Origin of the sequence: Aeromicrobium panaciterrae, from assembly GCF_039537165.1 — a bacterium.
GTDB classification, from domain to species: Bacteria; Actinomycetota; Actinomycetes; order Propionibacteriales; family Nocardioidaceae; genus Aeromicrobium; species Aeromicrobium panaciterrae.
Genome location: NZ_BAAAZZ010000002.1, coordinates 406,572 through 424,320 on the forward strand (window position 1 = coordinate 406,572; position 17,749 = coordinate 424,320).

Genomic DNA, 17,749 nt, shown 5'->3' on the forward strand with positions numbered 1-17,749 from the left:
CCTCCACAGCTCAGACCGGCGACGAGGGGTGCAGGCCCAGTCCCGACGAGATCCTGTTGGTGTAGTTGAACAAGGCCACAAGCTCGACAACGTGCGAGATCGCGATGTCGTCGAGGCCGACTTCTCGCAGATCCTCAACCCCAGCGGCACCCGACGTGTGGGGTTCGGCCGTGAGCCTCGCTGCGAAGTCGGCGAGGGCCATTTCGCGAGACGACAAACCGACCGATCGGTAGTTCACGGCGATCCGCTGGGCTCGAAGCACGTCGCCGCTCAAGTCTGCGAGAGCCCGCGTGTGATTGACCAAGCATGTGGGGCATCGATTCTCGGCCGAAACAACGACTGCGATCAGTTCGCGTTCCTCGAGCGTGAGCGAGCCGTCATCAGGGTCCATCAGCCTTCCTGCCAAGCCCACAAAGGCGAGAAAATGCCCCGGGCTCAATGACGATGCCCTCATCGCCCGTTCCTCTGGGTTGCCGTCCAGTATCGCCTGGAGCTCGTCCGGCAGTTGGTCGGCACTGGGGATGCGCAGGTAGGACCCACGCTCCTCGATATGGATTGGTGGATTGCTCATTCGGTTTCTCCTTGGTAGCGCTCACGCATCAAGAGACGCACAATCGGTGGGCGGGGATGGATACGTCGGGGCGAGCTCATACGCTGCGATCTCGCGATTGGGACCGGGCAGGTGCGAGCGACCACGGACGAGAATCAGAGACAGGTTTCGCAGAGCGGCGATGTCATCTCTCGGGTCGCCTTTCACTGCGATGACGTCGGCATCGAGGCCGACCTTCAGCCGTCCGGTGGTCCCACTGATCCCCAGAGCGTCAGCCGCAGCGGAAGTTGCGGCGACCAGCACGTCGGCAGGAGGGACTCCATACCAAACAAGCGCTTCGAGGCCGCCGACGTAGCCGCGGTGGACAACCTGCCCGATGCCGGCATCCGTGCCCGCGACAAGAGGCACACCGCGAGCCCAGAGAAGGCCGATCGGCGGCATTCGCTCAGGCCCTAGAATCGCTGCCAGCTCCGGATGCCTCACATTCACGGTCGGGCACACCACCGTGCCTGCCTTGACGATTAGCCCAATGACCTCAAGATCAGGTTCGCAAGCCGCGCCTTCGGTCGCGAACGAGCAGTGTTCGACCGTATCCACACCAGCTCGGACGGCATCGGCAATCGCGACGGATCCGTGAGCGTGTGCGGCGACCCGCAACCCTTGCTCATGTGCGGCGCGAACGACGGCGACAAGGTCATCAGTTCCAATCTGCGACTCGTGCGGGGACCGTCCAGGAGTCATGAACCCCCCACTCACCATGACCTTGATCAAGTCGACGCCGCGCGCCGCATGAGTTCTGACTAGGCCCAACATCTCGGTCCGAGAGGCGCATTCGCCACCGAGGAACCAGCAATGCCCGCGCACGGTTGTCAGCGGCGGCCCGGAGACCACGAGCCGAGGGCCGATCTCCGAGCCCGCCAGGATTGCGTTGCGCACTTCGACTGACACGTAGCCACGGGATCCCAGGTCACGTGCTGTTGTGACACCCACACGGAGGAGCTCTGCCGCGTTGTCCACTATCCGTTGGCGGTGTGTGTCGTCGGTGTCTGCCAACAACGAGCGAACAGGATCCAAGGACGCATCAAAGCCCAGATGGACGTGTGCGTCGATGAGTCCGGGCAGCAAAGTCACGTCCGGGAGCGTCACGATCTCGGCACCATCCACAAGCGAGCCGGGCAGCTCGGCGGTGGGCCCGACCCATACGATCGTGTTCCCCTCGACTGCAACGGCGCCGTCGTCTATGACCGCGCCGCGGTCACCCGTCAGGACTCGATCGGCAGTCCACACGCGTACGGTCACGACCGCGACCTGACGGTTGGTACCGACGCGAGGAGCAGGCGGGTGTATTCGTGCTCTGGCGCGAGGAACACCTGATCAGTAGGGCCGTGCTCAATGATCCGCCCCGTCTGCATCACGGCCACTTCGTCACTCAACTCCCGGACAACTGCCAAGTCGTGCGAAATGAACAGGTAAGCAAGGTCGAGCCGTTCTTGAAGCTCCCCAAGTAGATCGAGAACCTGCCGCTGAACTGACACGTCAAGGGACGAGACGGCTTCGTCGCAGACCAGCAGCCTCGGCTCAAGAGCCAGCGCTCTGGCAATCGCGACTCGCTGCCGCTGACCTCCCGACAATTCGCGCGGGCGCCGACGAGCATGTTCGGGAGTTAGTCCAACGAGACGAAGGAGCTCCGCCACCCGGTCACGGCGATCTGGCGTGCTGCCGATCCTGTGCGCGACCAGTGGTTCGGCAATGACTTGGCCTACGTCAAACAGTGGGTCGAGCGATGCGTACGGGTCTTGGAACACCATCTGCATGTCGCGTCGAGCAGCGCGAAGTTCTGTGGGCGAAAGGTCGAGCAGCTCGACCCCATCGATCGAGACCGAGCCGGAGCTCGGTTCGAGAAGTCTGAGTACCAGTCTCGCCGTCGTGGACTTGCCCGAACCTGACTCACCCACCAGCCCGAGAGTCCTGCCCACGTCGATGGAGAAGGACACGTTGTCGACCGCGCAAACCTCCTTCTTGGCCCATCCTCTGCCCACCTTGAAGGTCTTCGAGACCTCGCTCACCTCAAGCAGAGGAACGCGTTCCGCGTCAGATCTGACAGGCGGATCGCCACCGGGAACCGCTTCCAGCAATTTCCTCGTGTAGTTGGCGGACGGCCGTTCAAGCACGCCGCCAACCGCGCCCTGCTCGACAATCACCCCCTCGCGCATGACCGCGACCCGATCAGCCCGCTCCGCCACCACCGCCAAGTCGTGAGTGACCAAGAGCATCGCGGTGCCTGTCTCACGAGCGAGGGTCTCCATCAGGTCGAGGACCTGCCGTTGCACTGTGACATCGAGAGCTGTCGTTGGCTCATCGGCAATCAGGAGGGCAGGCTCGCATGCAATCGCCATCGCGATGACCACGCGCTGCCGCATTCCGCCTGAGAGGACGTGCGGGTACGACCGAGCCACTCGGACGGGATCTGAGAGTCCAACACTCTCTAGGAGATCCAGCACGCGGTTGTTCGCGGCCTCCCGAGAAAACCGACGGTGAAGACGCAATGGCTCAGCAACCTGGGCGCCTACGGTCATCAAAGGGTTGAGCGAGGTCATGGGCTCTTGGAACACCATCGCGATCCGATTGCCGCGAATAGCCCGCAGCTCACGGTCGGACGCAGCTATGAGGTCGACGTTTTCGAAATGACAGCTGCCTGAGGAGATGCGACCAGGCGGATCGACCAAGCCTAGAATTGATAAGGAGGTCATGGTCTTGCCAGATCCTGATTCACCGACCAGTGCGACAACCTCTCCCTCACGGATGTCAAGGCTTACTCCATCCACCGCCGTGACGGGGCCATCCCGACCGTCGAATACCACTGACAGGTCACGTAGGGAGAGCAGCGGTGCGCTCATCGATTGTCCGTCCGTTCGCGGAGCCACTGGCCGACGATGTTGACGGAGAGCACCGTTAGGAGCAGCGCCATCCCGGGGAAGAGTGGGATCCACCAGGCGCGCCCGATGAACCGGCGGCCATCAGCCAGCATCGCTCCCCATTCCGGGCTCGGTGGTGCAGCACCCAGCCCAAGGAAGCTCAGCGATGAGGCCGCAAGGAGGACCGTGCCAAGACTGACCGTGGCGAGCACAACAACCGGACCCGCAGCGTTGGGGAGGACATGCCGCCAAAGGATCGAAGCATTCGAACTGCCCGACGCCCTGGCTGCCTCGACATAGGGCCTCTCGCGAATGCTCAGGACCTCTGCTCGGGCGACTCGCGCGTAGACAGGGATGAGGGCGATGCCGACGGCCAGGACAACCTTGCTGGTGCCACTGCCAAGGGCCGCCACGATGGTCAGAGCCAGCGTGAAAGCCGGGAACGAGAGCATAACGTCGACGAGCCACATCGCTGACGAGTCGACGAATCTGCCGACGAACCCGGCAACCAGTCCGATCGTCGTCCCAATCACACCCGCAAGGAGCGTGGCCGCGATCGCAATGAGCAACGACACACGCGCGCCTTGCACAACCCTCCGAAGAATGTCGCGGCCAAACTGATCCGTCCCAAGAAGGTGGTGGCTGTCAGGGGACGAGAGCGCATCCGGGAGGGAGACCGTCGTGGGATCTCCTGGCGCAACGATCCCCGGAATGGCAGTACAGATGACCAGTAGCCCGAGGATCGCCATAGAGGCGACCACGAGAGGCTGACTGCGCAGAAGTCCGTGTGCTGATCGGCCTCCGCGACCAGGCCGCTTTGGGGCAAGCACAACCACGTCGACCCCGTCAGCGCGCGCAGTGACATCGTTCATCCGGAATACCCTTCTCGAATTCGTGGGTCGATCACGGCATATAAGAGGTCGACCAAGAGATTGATCACCACGAAGGTCAACGCGATCAGCAGGACGACGGCTTGAACGATCGGCAGATCGCGATCCCGTACGGCTCCAAGCAGAAGTCGACCGACGCCCTGACGTGCAAACACCTCCTCGACCACGACCGCCGATGTGATCAGAGCGCCGAACAAGAGACCCGTGATGGTGAGCGCGGGGATCAACGCGTTACGCAGGGCGTGCCGTGTCACAACCTGCGAACGTCGCAAACCCTTCGCGCGTGCGGTCACGATGAATGGCTCTCGCTCCACCCGTTTGAGCGCGTCGCGAGTAACTTGCGCGATGATTGCAGCTGGCCCCATCGCCAAGGTGAATGTCGGCAGGATGAGACTCTCCGCAGATCCGTTGCCAGTCGCCGGGAGCCAACCAAGGCTGAACGAGACCGTTGTAATCAGCACGAGGCCCAGCCAGAACGTTGGCATTGACAACACTGTCAGCCAAGCCGCCGACATTGCCTGATCCAACCCAGGTCTTCGCGCAAGAGCAGCGCTCAGTCCGCCTGCCAGTCCCAAGAGGAGTGCGAGTCCCGCCGCAGCGCTGGTCAGTTGAAGGGTCGCCGGTAGCTGGTCGCCGATACGCTCGTCTACTGGCTGAGCCGTCTTGAGCGATACGCCCAGATCTCCAGTGGCGAGGTCGCCGAGGTAGTCCCGATAGCGCACAATCAACGGTTCATCCAGGCCGAGCTCGTGACGCTGCACAGCTCGTTGCTCGGGCGTTACCTGCCGCCCGCCGACGAACGTCGAGACAGCGTCGCCGGGCAGCAGGTTGAGAACGAAAAATGAGAGTGTCACCGCACCGAGAAGCACCGGGACGGCTGCGAGCAGTCGTCGCAGCGCGAACCGGACCACTGTGGTCAGCCCTTCCTGTAGGCCGAGTAGAACCGAACGTCACTCTGTGGACCGAACGTGACCCCTCCGATTTCCGAGCTGGATGCCAGGAAGTAGGTCGGCACGTAGATCGGTAGTGCGTACGCCTGGTCGACCACTCGCTTTTGAATCTTGCCGTACGCGTCGGCTCGCTTCGCGGCATCGATCGATCCGATGCCGACGGCGAGCTGTGCATCGATTTCGTCATCCTTGACGGCCGACATGTTTGATCCCGGCTCGCCATCCTTCCCAACGTTTGCCGAGCTGAACAGCGTGCTCAGGATGTCCGGATCCCCGCTTACAAAGCTGAATTCGCCGGCATCGTAGGTGTTGGCGCCGAGCGCCTCTGCCGCCTCGGTTTCTGGGAGGAGCTTGAGGTCGATTCCGGCATCCTTGAGCTGCGCCTGGAGCAAGGTGACGACCTCGTTGCGCTGCTCCCTGTCTCCTGAGAAGAACGCCAGCTCGAGCGTCAGAGGCTTGCCGTTGAGCTCGCGAATGCCCGAGTCTCCTGACCGGGTGTAGCCCAGATCGTCGAGCAGTTTGGCGGCCTCGCCCGGCTTGTTGCCCCAGGTCCCTTCCACGCTCTTTTCGTAACCAGGAGTGCCGGGTGCCAATGGACCCCAGGCACGCGGGTAGCGACCGTCATAGACCGATTTGAGAATTCCATCGATGTCCACAGCGGCCTGCACGGCGCGCCGTGCGCGCACGTCGTCGAATGGTGCGCGGCTTGAATTGATGTACACGACGTACGGCGCTCCGGGATTCTCCGACTCGATGACATCGAAGCCTTCGTCCTTGAGCGACCCGATCTCGAGCGGAGGTATTACGCCGAGCGCGTCGATCTCGTTGCTGCGGAGCAGACCGACCCGCACCTCGTCTTCAGGCACGACCTTGAACGTGACTTCGTCGAGGTAAGCCGGACCGTCGTGGGACTCACCCTTGGGCGCCCAGTCGTACTCAGGTCGCTGACTGAGCACAACACTGTCCTGAGGCGTGAACTTCTTCAGCACGAACGGACCGCTGCCGATCGGGTCGGTGCAGGGGTTCTTGCCCTTCTCGAACGAGGACGGGGCGATGATCCCGAGGAAGCCCTGGGTGACACCCTGCAGGAATGGGGCGAAGCTTTTGGTGAACTCCACCCTCACGTGTAATGCGTCAACAACAGTGGTCCCCTTGTAAGGCCCGAGCAGACCCACGGCGTACTGAGATCCGGTCTTGGGATCCGCGATGCGGTCGAAGGTCGCCTTGACTGCTCCTGCATCTAGAGGCGTCCCGTCACTAAAGGTGACACCTTTGCGTAGCGTGAAGTCGAATGCGGTGGCGTCGTCCGAGACCTTGTACGAAGTGGCGAGGCCGGGCTCGATGGATCCGTCTGGCGCCTGCCACAGCAGCGTGTCGAATAGGTGTCGGCCGACGACTGCGGTGATGTCATACGCACTTGTTCCGGGATCAAGGCAGTCGGGCTCGACGTTGCTCGCAAAGACCAGGCTTCCACCCTTGACGATGTCGTCACCTTTGGACCCACCTCCCGACGAGCAGCTGGCGAGCGCCGTGGCGATGGTCGCGACCAACAGAGGGCCGAGGTAACGAGTTTTCATGGCGTTCCTCAAGATTGAAGTGACAGTGACTTGGAGATTAGAGTAGCCTCCATTTCCTGTCAACAACTGTTTGATTGCTTCAACCATTTGTAGAGATTGCTTGGGAGGACGTGTGATCGACACGCTGGGTCTCATGCGCGACCTCGCGCCTGCGATCGCCGCATCACTCGGTGACCATGCCGAGGTTGTGATTCACGACCTGTCTCTGATACCCGCTTCAGTCGTCGCCGTGAGCGGAAACGTGACAGGACGAACCCCGGGCGCCCCGGCAACAAACGTCTTGCTCGAGCATCTGGCGCGCGGCGAGACAAGCAACATCATCGGATACGACAGTCGACTGCCCGACGGTAGGCGTATCCGATCTTCGACGATTCTGGTGGTCGACACAGGTACGCCGGTCGCTGCGCTGTGCATCAATGTCGATCTGACGATGTGGGAGTCAGTCCACTCCCTTGCCGAGTCCACCCTCGGGCAACCGACTCTGCCGACCCCGGTTGCGGAGTCCTTCGTCCTTTCAGTCGGCGAGCTCAAGAACGAACTTCTCCAAGGGGCAATCTCCCAAGTCGGAGTCCCGGTCGAGCTCATGCGCAAGGAGCACAAGATCCAAGTTGTCCGCCAGTTGCGCCACCTCGGCATGTTCCTGCTCCGCGACGGTGTCGACACCGTCGCGGACGCGCTGGGTGTCACGCGCTACACGATCTACAACTACATGCGCGAGATCGAAGATGGACGATGACCCTGGCCTACAGACTCGACAACATCACTGCCGATGACCTTCGCCATCGGAGAGGTCGCAAGTGGCTGCACGAAGATCCAAGCGCGCTGGGTGCCGCGATCGCTGAATCCGATCTCGGTACCTCCCCGGTCGTCCTCGATGCACTTCACGAAGCAGTGACACGGCAAACATTCGGGTACCAGACCGCGGACATGCGCCGTGATCTGGCTGAGGCCACCGCTGGCTGGCTCACGCGCCGATACGGTTGGACACTCGATCCCGGCCGAATCCATCCCGTCGCTGACGTCGTGCGAGCCCTCGACCTCGCCATCGCGCATTTCTCACGCCCTGGCAGCGCCGTGATCCTGCCGACCCCGACCTACATGCCCTTCCTCGATCTCGCCTCTCGCCACGGCCGACCGACAATTCGTGTGCCAATGCGAGAACACAACGGGCGGCCGGTTCTCGACCTCGACATGCTCGATGCTGCGTTTCGAGCCGGCGGAAACCTGTTGGTGCTGTGCAATCCTCACAACCCGACTGGCGTGGTTCACACGGTCGCCGAGCTCGCCGCTATCGGCGAGGTCGTGGCCCGGCACGGCGGCCGAGTCTTCGCCGACGAGATCCATGCCCCAATCACGTTCGGACGCGCCACGCACATTCCGTACGCATCGGTCAGTGACGAGACGGCGAGTCACACACTGACCGCTGTCTCAGCTTCCAAAGCGTGGAACTTGCCGGGTCTCAAATGCGCTCAGCTCGTCCTGACCAGCGATGAGGACGTCACGACCTGGGAGCCGTTGGCCATCGAAGCTCACGGCGCAAGCAACCTTGGCCTCATCGCAGCCATCGCGGCCTACGGCGATCGCGGGTCGTGGCTCGAACAGATATTGGACTACTTGAAGGTCAACCGTGACGTTCTGCACAAAGGGCTGATGGAGCGAGTGCCCGCCCTAAAAGTCCGCCCACCCGACGGGACCTACCTAGCCTGGTTGGACTTCCGAGCTCTGGGGATCGAGCGCCCCGGCGCCCTGCTCGCCTCCAAAGGTCTACATGTCGTCGAAGGCATTGACTGCGGCCCTCCTGGCGCAGGCCACGCACGGATCAACTTCGCAACACCACGTCCCGTACTACTACAGATGCTCGAACGCGTTGCCGAAGCCTCGTCGACCCGCTCGTAATTGGAAGTCCATGTCAACTGCATGGCGACCCAAGTTGACGATCACCAGCGTGTATCGTGACGACCAAGATCGGGTCCTGACCCGGCCACAAAGCTGGAGGTGACATGGCAGAGCCCACACTCGGACTTCGCGAGCGCAAGAAGGTAAAGACCCGACTGGCAATCAAGGCCGAGGCATTCCAGCTCTTCCAGAAGCACGGCTACGAGGCCACGACAGTCGAACAAATTGCTGAGGCCACCGAGATCTCACCGAGTACCTTTTTCCGCTACTTTCCGACGAAAGAGTCGGTGCTCATCGAGAACCAGTACCCGATCGAGATAGTCGAGCGATTCGACCAGCAGCCCGAGAAACTTGGGCTCGTCGATGCCATGCACGCGGCCGTCACCGAGATATTCGCCGAGCTGCCGAGCGACGAGCTCGCGGCACTGCGCAAGCGCAACCAGCTCATCATGTCGACCCCCGACCTTCGAGCCGCCTACATGGAGCATCTCTTCGGCCTGATGACGATGATCGCGAGCAAAGCGGCCCGACGCAGCAACGGTTCGGAGGACAGTCTCGAAATCCGCACGTTCGCTTGGGTCATGCAGGGTGTCCTCACAGCTGCATCAACTCAATGGACTGAGAATTCAGACATCACGATCATCGAGGCATTTGATCGAGCATTCGCCGTGATCGCGGAGATCTCGGTCCGCAAATAGCAACTTGCTGTCAACGCAGGATGAGGCCACCGTCGACGCCTATGACCTGCCCGTTGATCCATTCCGCTTCTGGCGACAGCAAGAAGGCCACCAGCGAAGCGACGTCCTCTGGCGTGCCGAGTCGTGGACTTCTTGTCTGGGCGAGCACCTGATCCTTGGCGGTGACGAACCCCGGGGTGTCCTCGCGCGGATTTCCGCTGAGGATCATTCCCGGCGCCACAGCGTTGGCTCTGATCCCAGACTTGCCCCAACGGGAGGCGACATGGCGGGTGAACGCCTGCAACGCTGCCTTCGACATGGCATAGGCCGGATTGACCGGATCCCCCATCTCAGCTGCTCCCGAGCTCGTGTAGACAATCGCACCGCCCGCGCCCTCGAGCATCCTGGGAACCGCGTGGCGAGTGCAGTACACGTGACCCAGAACATTGGCTTCCATCGATCGGTTGAACACCTCGTCGGGCAGGTCGAATGCATCGATATCGCGGGAAATGAGCCTGTGCGACAGATCGGCAACGTTGACGTGGAGAGCATCTAAGCGCCCATACAGATCGACAGCATTGCTCATGAGGTCTTGGACCGAATCCTCGTCGGTGATGTCAAAACGCGTGGCGACGGCCGAGCCACCAGACGCGACAATCTCATCGGCCACCTCGCGAGCCCTTGCCTCATCTATGTCAGCAACCACGACGCTGGCACCGGCGACGGCCAACCGCCGGGATACGGCCGCACCGATGCCCATGGCACCTCCTGCAACTACAGCGACCCGGTCAGGCGCGTTCAATGATCGTGGCATTTGCCATACCTCCGGCTTCACACATCGTCTGCAGGCCATATCGACCACCGGTCTGCTCGAGCCCGTTCAGCATGGTCGTCATGATCCGTGCCCCTGATGCGCCGAGTGGATGACCCAGCGCAATTGCACCTCCGCGAGGATTGAGTCGTTCACGGTCGACTCCAAAATGCGACGCCCAAGCAAGCGGCACAGAGGCGAATGCCTCGTTGACCTCAATGTGATTGATGTCATCGATCGACAGTCCGGACCTGGCGAGAATCTTCTCCGTCGCCGGTACCGGGCCCATCAGCATCGTGATCGGATCGTCGCTGGCAATCGCAAAGGAGTGAAATCGTGCTCTTGCACGCACTCCTAGACGCCGAGCGAGGTCTTCGCTCATCACGAGGAGCGCGCTCGCACCGTCGCTGATTTGTGAGGAGTTGCCAGCCGTAAGGTGCCAGGACAGGTCGGGGAACCGTTGCTCCCACTCGTCGGTGCGGAACGACGAAGGCAAACTCTCGAGCGCCTCTACGGTGGTGCCTGGCCGAATGGTCTCGTCCTCGGTAAAAGGCGTCAGGCATCCAGGGATGTTGATTGGAACGATCTCTCCGTCAAATCCTCCGGATGCAGTGAAGTGCGCTGCAAGCTCGTGCGAGCGTGCGGAGCACTCATCCAGCTCTGCACGGCCCAGACCCCATCTGTGAGCAATGAGCTCGGCCGAGACTCCTTGAGGTACCAAGCCCGGTGCATATCGTTCCTGCACCGAAGGGCCGAATGGATCGCGTCCCAACCGGGCAGATCCCATCGGCACTCGACTCATCGACTCGAGTCCAGCAACGACCACCACGTCACAGGCACCCGACATCACTGCCTGCGCACCGAAATGGGCTGCCTGCTGGCTCGACCCACACCGCCGATCGACGGTCGTTGACGGAACGTGCTCGGGCAGGCCAGCGGCGAGCCATGCCCATCGGCCTGGAGTGCCTGATTGATCCGCCACTTGACTCACACATCCGACGATCACGTCCTCGACCAGGCCGGGATCAATCCCCGAACGCTCCATGAGCTGGCCGATGACCTGTGCCAATAGCTCGACACCGTGAAGCCCGGAGAGCGCACCTCCGGGTCGAGTCTCGGTTGCCGCTCGCCCCTTTCCAAGCGGCGAGCGGACCGCGTCGACAATCACCGCAGCCGGCACATCAGGCTCCCACCGCTCTGACAGGGAACTGTGGATTCCCTCCTTCAAGGATCGCCAGAAGATCGCGCGTCGCTCGCTCTCGCAGATCCGCCACCGACTCACGCGAGCTGAACGCCACGTGCGGGGTGAGTATCACCTGGCGTATCGCGCGAAGCCAGTCTGGAACCTTCGGCTCGGACGGCAGAACGTCGAGGGCGGCCGCAAGTCGTCCGGACTCGAGCTCCGGCCGCAAAGCGTCGAGGTCGATCACACCGCCTCGACTCGTGTTCACCAGAAGAGCGCCGGACTTCATGCGGGCGAGCTCGTTCGTCGAGACGATGCCTTCCGTACCAGCGGTGAGCGGGAGGTGGATCGAGACGACGTCGCTCCTGGCGAGCAGCTGATCGACCGCGACAGGCGTTACTCGTTCACTGGCCGATTCGGCGCCGTGCCGATCATCTATCAAGACTTCGCACCCGAGTGCGGCCAACTTCGCCGCCGTGCGCCGCCCGTTCAGACCTGAGCCCCAGACTCCGATGACCAAGCTGCTCAGACGCCGTTGCTCCCGCACACCAGGTGTCCACACACCGCGGTGAACCTCGGCGTTGTATTCCGTCAGACCCCTCGCCCAGGCCAACGTCATCGCAAGCACGTGGTCAGAGACCTCTTCCAGGCAGTAGTCAGCGATGCGTGCAACTACCACTCCACGTTCACCAGCCGAAACGAGGTCGATGTTGTCAACACCCACTCCCAAACGGCAAATCCCGCGAAGATTCGGCGCAGCCGCGATGACATCTGCGTCCACGACCGCCCAGTTGGTCAGGATCCCCACGGCATTTCCCGCAGCACGCATGAGCTCGGCACGACTAGATCCGTTGGCGTCGACCAGCTCGTAGCCGGCAGAAGAGCAGATCGATCGCTCGATCTCGGCGTCTGGCCATGCGCGGTCTGTCAGAAGGATGTGGCCTGCAGTGCTCACGGGTTGCTCCTTCTCAGAAATAGGTGCGGACCCACCTTACGGCATTCAATCCCATTTGCAAGTGACACTCAGTTTGTTCAGATGTGCTCCGACGGCCTCCGCTATGCATCGCTGTGTGTCCGCGTACGCTCGCTCCGACCCGAACGACGAGGTGAGATCGACGTACTCGACGTTCCGCGGGAGGGTCATCGCCTGCACCCGATCGTCTACGGCGCCTGCAACGACCAAGGTCGGCGTCTGGCGCGTTTCCGTCATCGCAACAAGACCGCCAACCACCTTGCCGTCGAAAGATGATGGGTCCAACCGGCCCTCCCCCGTGACGACAAGGTCTGCCGTGGCAACCAGGCCGCCCAGTCCCACCGACGCACCGATGACCTCCAATCCGGGAGCGAGGTCGCCGCCCAGTGCTGCCAATCCACCGGCCAGACCACCGGCCGCACCTGAACCACGGACCGAATTGACGTCGATCCCGAACTCGGTCTTGTACTGCGCAGACAACCTCTCGAGTCGTACGGTCAGCAGCCGCACAGCAGCTTGATCTGCGCCCTTCTGTGGACCGAATACCTTGGCAGCGTCGACGAATCTCGTCGCCACGTCGCAGCACGCCGTCACTGGGACTGGGAAAACGTCACCGATGCGCTCCTGGACCGCGTCCATCATTCCGCGGCCGCCGTCGGTCGAAGCAGTTCCGCCCAGCCCGACCACGATACGTCCGGCCCCGCGATCGACAGCTTCGGCGATCAGCTGGCCGACGCCATAAGTCGAAGCCCGCAAAGCATCGTTCCCTTCGGCGCCACCAGCCTGAAGAAGGCCGCACGCCTGCGCAGCCTCGATAACCGCAATTCCGTCCTGGAGCCGCCAGCGTGCTGCCACCTGTCGGTTCAGAGGCCCCTGAACCATCGTCACCTGGTTGGCACCTCCGAGCGCCTCGACAGTTCCCTCCCCACCATCGGCTAGCGGCTGCTCGACGCATATGTAGCCGGCATCGCGTACGGCTCCAGAGATGGCGCGGCACGCCTCTAGCGCTGTGGCTGTTCCTCGAAACTTGTCCGGCGCAGCAAGCACCTGGATGGTCATGGCAACCGCTCGAGAATCAGCCCGTTGGCCATACCACCGGCTTCGCACATCGTCTGCAGTCCGAATCTTCCTCCGGTCTGTTCAAGGGTTGTCAGCAGCGTTGTCAGTAGCCGCGCTCCCGAGGCTCCAAGGGGGTGGCCCAGGGCAATCGCTCCGCCAAGCTGATTCACTCGATCCAGCGAAACACCGAGATCTTTTGCCCAGGCGAGCACCACGGAGGCGAACGCCTCGTTGACCTCGAAGGCATCAATGTCATCAAGCCGGAGCCCGGCGCGGTCAAGAACGTTCCTCGTTGCGGGCATGACACCTGTGAGCATGATGTGCGGATCCGAGCCCACGACCTTCTGGGCAACGACCCGAGCACGGGGTCGCAATCCCATCCTGTCGGCCGCCTCTCTCGACGCGATCAAGACTGCAGCTGCGCCATCGGTCAACGGGGAAGAATTTCCGGCGGTGACACGCCACTCGATATCCGGGTGCGCCTTCTCAGTCTCGGGAGTGCGGAACGCGGCAGGGAGAGCCGCTAGTGCCTGACGCGTCGTTCCGGCACGGACCGTCTCGTCCGTGGCCACCATCGCTCCATCGGCCTTGGTGACTTGTACGACCTCATCGACAAAACGACCTTCGGACCACGCCGCGGCTGCGCGTTCATGACTGAGTGCGGAGAAATCGTCCAGCTCGATTCTGGACAAATTCCAGCGCTCGGCCACGAGCTCCGCACTGATGCCCTGAGGGACAAGTCCCGGGTAGCGCGCTGCCACAAGCGGACCGTGTGGGTCGCCGCCAATCGTCTGACTGCCAATGGGTACGCGGCTCATCATTTCGACGCCCGAGGCGATCACGAGGTCTGCCTCCCCAGCAGTAACAGCCTGCGCTGCGAAGTGAATCGCTTGCTGGCTGCTTCCGCACTGCCGATCGATCGTCACGCCCGGCACAGTCTCGGGCAAGCCGGCGGCCAGCGCTGCCCACCGCGCACCGTTCGAGCTCTGCTCACCAACCTGACCGACAACACCACTGATGACGTCGTCTATGAGGGCTGGGTCCACCCCCGTTCGCTCCATCAGGGAAGAGATGGCAAGCGCATGGAGATCGACCGGGTGAACACTCGAGAGCGCTCCCCCGACCTTGCCTCGACCCACCGGGGTCCGGACCGCGTCCACAACTACGGCTTCAATCATTTGCTCTCCTTCGTACTGCGCAAATATGACAGTCTCACGCAATTTATAGTCCATGCCTCTTGATATCGAGTGGCGAGGGGCCTAACCTCGTGGCGTAGATCACAGAAGGGATGCGACGATATGCCGGTTCAGCAGGAGGTCGAGACCTACCGCCTCGACGTACATGAGGTGGAGCCAGATGCACCCGGCATGACCTACCAAGAAAACATGTTGTTCAGCTGGTACGACCTGGACAAGGGAGTGGCAGGCAGCGCTAGCGTGCGCGCCGAGCTGAACAACTCGGTCACGATCTGGTCCGGCGTAGCAAGCGAAAACGGTCTTCGATACCGACTCAACCGTGCGGGCGTTCCAAATGAGCCCCACAACCACACCCCCGAGCGACACGGTGGAGGGCCGATCGCGTTCACCGGCGGTGACACCTTCGGCTTCGAGCACCACGACGATGACGTCGACATCGCCTTGAAGCTCCATGAGTTCTACCCACCTCTCGAGCCTTGGGGGGACGACCAGATTGACCAGGTCCAGGCCGCCGCGGGTCACCTTGAGACATCTGGTCGAGTCACCGGCACAGTTCGCGTAGGCGACGAGACGTTCGAGATCGACGGACTGGGCTATCGCGATCACAGCTGGGCTCAGGCCAACATGGCTTTGGTACGAAGCCATGCTTGGGTTGCAGGCACATTCGGACCGGACTTGTCGTTCTCAGGGATCGTCTACCAAGGCATCGGTGGCGCGTACATGCGCGGAGCATCGATCGTTCGCGACGGCGTGAAGATCCTCGCTGACAAGGTCGACATCATCATCCACCAGGAATGTGATGGCATCTCCAACCGCGGTGGAGAAATGACGCTATACCTCCCCAACGACGAGAAGATCACGATCGTCGCCGAAGCTTTTGACGGGTTCGTCTTCGAGATGGGACCCATGGCAATCGCTGAGTCAATGTGCCGTGCGCGCATCAAAGGCACTAATCGTGTCGGCCAATGCAACTTCGAAGGTGGGCCAGCTCATGAGCGAACACGAGCCATCACCGATGCCTTCAACGCTGTCGCAATTGACGGCATCAGCCGTCGACCTTGAAACCCGCCCATTCTGACGAAACGGAGAATGAAATGGCCATCAGCATCGAGGATCGCCTCGCGATCCACGACCTCTACTCAACTTGGTGCGTGACGATCGACGACGGCGATGCCGTGGCGTGGGCGGACACGTTCACCGACGATGCAACTTTCAAGCTGACGACTCACCCCGTCGAGGCCATCGGCCGAGACGCGATCCTCGAGATGGGCAAGTCGGTCTACGAGCATGACCAAGGACTCAACCGCCACCTTTGCTACAACATCCTCCTGACTGAGGATGGTGACGCGATTCGTGGGCGTGCTGACGCCATCGTGCTTGAGCTGCGAACCGGCGGCGACGTTCGGATTATCAAGACCAGCCGGTATGCCGACCGTATCGTCAAGGGACCAAAGGGTTGGGCATTCGCCGAACGCGTGATGACCTGGGACACTCCGCACATCCCGGAGCAGCCCGAGGTTGAAGGCGTCGAGCTGCTCCTTTCCAAGAACTAAGACGACAGCACAACGGCAACCGCCCCGGCCGCGAGACTCCCACCGGGGCGGTTGCCGTCATGCCCATGTGGATTCGGCGATCACAGGCCCGAAATCAACTCCAGCTTCAGAGATTCCTAAGCGAGGGGGCATCCCTACTGCTAGCCCACTCACAAGTGCGATTCCGTGAAGCAATGTTGCCTGCGTCACACCCGCTCGGGGGTGTGACAGGGCGGCCACCCCGGCCGAAACCGTCATGTGGCGGGCGGCACCCCACAGCAAGGAGAACACAGTGAACCGCAGGTGGTTGGTCACCGCGATCTGCACGATCGCAATCGCAGCAAGTGCATGTTCCAGCGACTCCGACGGCAAGGGCAATGCGGAGACAGGTGTTGAGGACTTCAAAGAGTTCTACACCCTGACGACGTTCGGCCCCTTCTCGACGGCCGGAGCCCAAGGCGCCGACGACTACGACCAGATTCGTGTCGGTGCCCTCGCCGCCGCCAAGAAGATCAACGCTGCCGGCGGCGTCAACGGCAAGGGCATCAAGATCGAGGCCTGCGACACCCGCGGAGACTCGAACAAAGCCGTGTCCTGCGCAAAGGAGGCCGTGAAGACCTCCGTCGCGACGGTCGGCACCTTCGAAGGCGCAGGCGAGTACCTCCCGATCCTCGAGGAAGGCAAGATCCCCGCGATCGGCGCCGTCGCACTCGCATCTGAGTACGGCAGCACCGCCGCCTACCCCGTATACAACGGTCTTGAGATCTACCTCGGTCTCTTCGCGTTGATGCAGCAGCAGGGAATCGACGACGTCGCGTTCCCATTCCAAAACGACACGGCTGGTTCGGAGGCCGGGCTCGCACCCATCGTGACGGCCGGAGAAGCACTCGGTCTGACCATCGAAACCATCCCGGTCGAGCCTGACCAAACGGACTACTCGCCGGTTGTGGCTCGAGCCGCCAAGCACGACGCCATCATCATCGGCCTCGTCGACAAGCAGGGCGTTCCGTTCGTCCAGGCACTGCGACAGACCGACTACGACGGTGCCGTTGGAGGCTCCCTGAGCGCCGAGGGCATCGACACACTGGGGGACCTGGCAAACGATTTGTACAGCGTCAACGCCTACCTACCGGCGTCCTACACCAAGAACGCCGCAGTCAAGGAGTACGTCGAGCTGATGGACTCGATCGACGACAAGACGCTCCTCGATGATGCGGCCGCCAATGCGTACAACAGCGTGTTGATCTTTGCCGAGGTCGCCAAAGGCCTCGATGAGGTGACGGGCGAGACACTGGCGAAAGCGCTTGTCGCCAAGCCCATCGACACTGGCCTGCGTCCACCGGTCAACTTCGCGACACCTCCGGCGTCTGCCAAGAAGAGCTTCCCTGACCTCGCCCGCATGTTCGACGTCAACGTCGTCTTCGAGCAGGTCAAGGACGGCGTCCTCACCCCGATCAGCAGCAACTTCTACGACGCCATCACGGCTGAAGAAGTCCCGTTCGGCTGATCGCCACCCACCCCTGAGTACGGAGAAGATCTC

General features: G+C 62.1%; 17 protein-coding genes. 6 read left to right on the forward strand and 11 right to left on the reverse strand.

All coding sequences use genetic code 11. From position 1 onward, the window contains the following. Nucleotides 1–10 precede the first annotated feature (10 nt). From ABD683_RS02475 to ABD683_RS02500, 6 genes are all read right to left on the reverse strand, one after another. Complete coding sequence (locus ABD683_RS02475; RefSeq protein WP_344767002.1) at nt 11–571, reverse strand: peroxidase-related enzyme; 561 nt, start codon at nt 569–571, stop codon at nt 11–13. A 21-nt stretch (nt 572–592) separates the two neighbouring features. Then, complete coding sequence (locus ABD683_RS02480; protein WP_344767004.1) at nt 593–1,849, reverse strand: amidohydrolase family protein; 1,257 nt, start codon at nt 1,847–1,849, stop codon at nt 593–595. Then, the gene (locus tag ABD683_RS02485) at nt 1,846–3,447 is read right to left on the reverse strand and encodes an ABC transporter ATP-binding protein (RefSeq protein WP_344767006.1); all 1,602 of its coding nucleotides are present in this window, start codon (nt 3,445–3,447) and stop codon (nt 1,846–1,848) included. The genes ABD683_RS02480 and ABD683_RS02485 overlap by 4 nt, the downstream gene beginning before the upstream one ends. Further along, nucleotides 3,444–4,214: an ABC transporter permease gene (locus tag ABD683_RS02490; protein ID WP_344767007.1), complete on the reverse strand. Its 771-nt coding sequence runs from the start codon at nt 4,212–4,214 to the stop codon at nt 3,444–3,446. Before ABD683_RS02490 ends, ABD683_RS02485 begins: the two co-directional genes overlap by 4 nt. A 119-nt stretch (nt 4,215–4,333) precedes the next feature. Continuing rightward, complete coding sequence (locus tag ABD683_RS02495; protein ID WP_344767008.1) at nt 4,334–5,266, reverse strand: ABC transporter permease; 933 nt, start codon at nt 5,264–5,266, stop codon at nt 4,334–4,336. Between the two features lie 5 nt (nt 5,267–5,271). Further along, nucleotides 5,272–7,005: an ABC transporter substrate-binding protein gene (locus tag ABD683_RS02500; protein ID WP_344767010.1), complete on the reverse strand. Its 1,734-nt coding sequence runs from the start codon at nt 7,003–7,005 to the stop codon at nt 5,272–5,274. On the opposite strand from ABD683_RS02500, the gene ABD683_RS02505 reads away from it, so the two are divergent. From ABD683_RS02505 to ABD683_RS02515, 3 genes are all read left to right on the forward strand, one after another. Continuing rightward, entirely contained in the window at nt 6,995–7,618 is a 624-nt protein-coding gene (locus tag ABD683_RS02505) for a helix-turn-helix transcriptional regulator (protein WP_344767012.1), read from the forward strand. The two genes, ABD683_RS02500 and ABD683_RS02505, sit on opposite strands and share 11 nt — an antisense overlap. Next, on the forward strand, nt 7,615–8,778 hold the full coding sequence (locus tag ABD683_RS02510) for a MalY/PatB family protein (RefSeq protein ID WP_344767014.1): 1,164 nt from the start codon (nt 7,615–7,617) through the stop codon (nt 8,776–8,778). The genes ABD683_RS02505 and ABD683_RS02510 overlap by 4 nt, the downstream gene beginning before the upstream one ends. 104 nt (nt 8,779–8,882) lie before the next feature. After that, nucleotides 8,883–9,476 carry an acyl-CoA-like ligand-binding transcription factor gene (locus tag ABD683_RS02515; protein ID WP_344767015.1) on the forward strand — a complete coding sequence of 198 codons (594 nt, stop codon included), beginning with the start codon at nt 8,883–8,885 and terminating at the stop codon, nt 9,474–9,476. 10 nt (nt 9,477–9,486) lie between these two features. Here ABD683_RS02515 and ABD683_RS02520 read toward each other — a convergent pair whose 3' ends face one another. From ABD683_RS02520 to ABD683_RS02540, 5 genes are read right to left on the reverse strand one after another with little or no spacing between them, the layout of a single operon-like run. Further along, nucleotides 9,487–10,308 (reverse strand): SDR family NAD(P)-dependent oxidoreductase, encoded by an 822-nt coding sequence (locus tag ABD683_RS02520; protein WP_344771559.1) that lies wholly within the window; start codon nt 10,306–10,308, stop codon nt 9,487–9,489. Further along, the gene (locus ABD683_RS02525; protein ID WP_344767016.1) at nt 10,244–11,446 is read right to left on the reverse strand and encodes a thiolase family protein; all 1,203 of its coding nucleotides are present in this window, start codon (nt 11,444–11,446) and stop codon (nt 10,244–10,246) included. The genes ABD683_RS02520 and ABD683_RS02525 overlap by 65 nt, the downstream gene beginning before the upstream one ends. Nucleotide 11,447: 1 nt before the next feature. Next, a complete protein-coding gene (locus ABD683_RS02530) occupies nt 11,448–12,404 on the reverse strand; it encodes a C-terminal binding protein (RefSeq protein WP_344767018.1) in 957 nt (318 codons plus the stop codon). Nucleotides 12,405–12,449: 45 nt separating this feature from the next. After that, complete coding sequence (locus tag ABD683_RS02535) at nt 12,450–13,481, reverse strand: glycerate kinase (protein ID WP_344767020.1); 1,032 nt, start codon at nt 13,479–13,481, stop codon at nt 12,450–12,452. Next, nucleotides 13,478–14,659: a thiolase family protein gene (locus ABD683_RS02540; protein ID WP_344767022.1), complete on the reverse strand. Its 1,182-nt coding sequence runs from the start codon at nt 14,657–14,659 to the stop codon at nt 13,478–13,480. The genes ABD683_RS02535 and ABD683_RS02540 overlap by 4 nt, the downstream gene beginning before the upstream one ends. A 120-nt stretch (nt 14,660–14,779) precedes the next feature. Between ABD683_RS02540 and ABD683_RS02545 the strand changes: the two genes are divergently transcribed. From ABD683_RS02545 to ABD683_RS02555, 3 genes are all read left to right on the forward strand, one after another. After that, a complete protein-coding gene (locus tag ABD683_RS02545) occupies nt 14,780–15,739 on the forward strand; it encodes a DUF7064 domain-containing protein (protein WP_344767023.1) in 960 nt (319 codons plus the stop codon). 32 nt (nt 15,740–15,771) lie between these two features. Continuing rightward, the gene (locus ABD683_RS02550; protein WP_344767025.1) at nt 15,772–16,230 is read left to right on the forward strand and encodes a nuclear transport factor 2 family protein; all 459 of its coding nucleotides are present in this window, start codon (nt 15,772–15,774) and stop codon (nt 16,228–16,230) included. 271 nt (nt 16,231–16,501) lie between these two features. Beyond that, nucleotides 16,502–17,716: an ABC transporter substrate-binding protein gene (locus ABD683_RS02555; protein WP_344767026.1), complete on the forward strand. Its 1,215-nt coding sequence runs from the start codon at nt 16,502–16,504 to the stop codon at nt 17,714–17,716. The last annotated feature ends 33 nt before the right edge of the window (nt 17,717–17,749 follow it).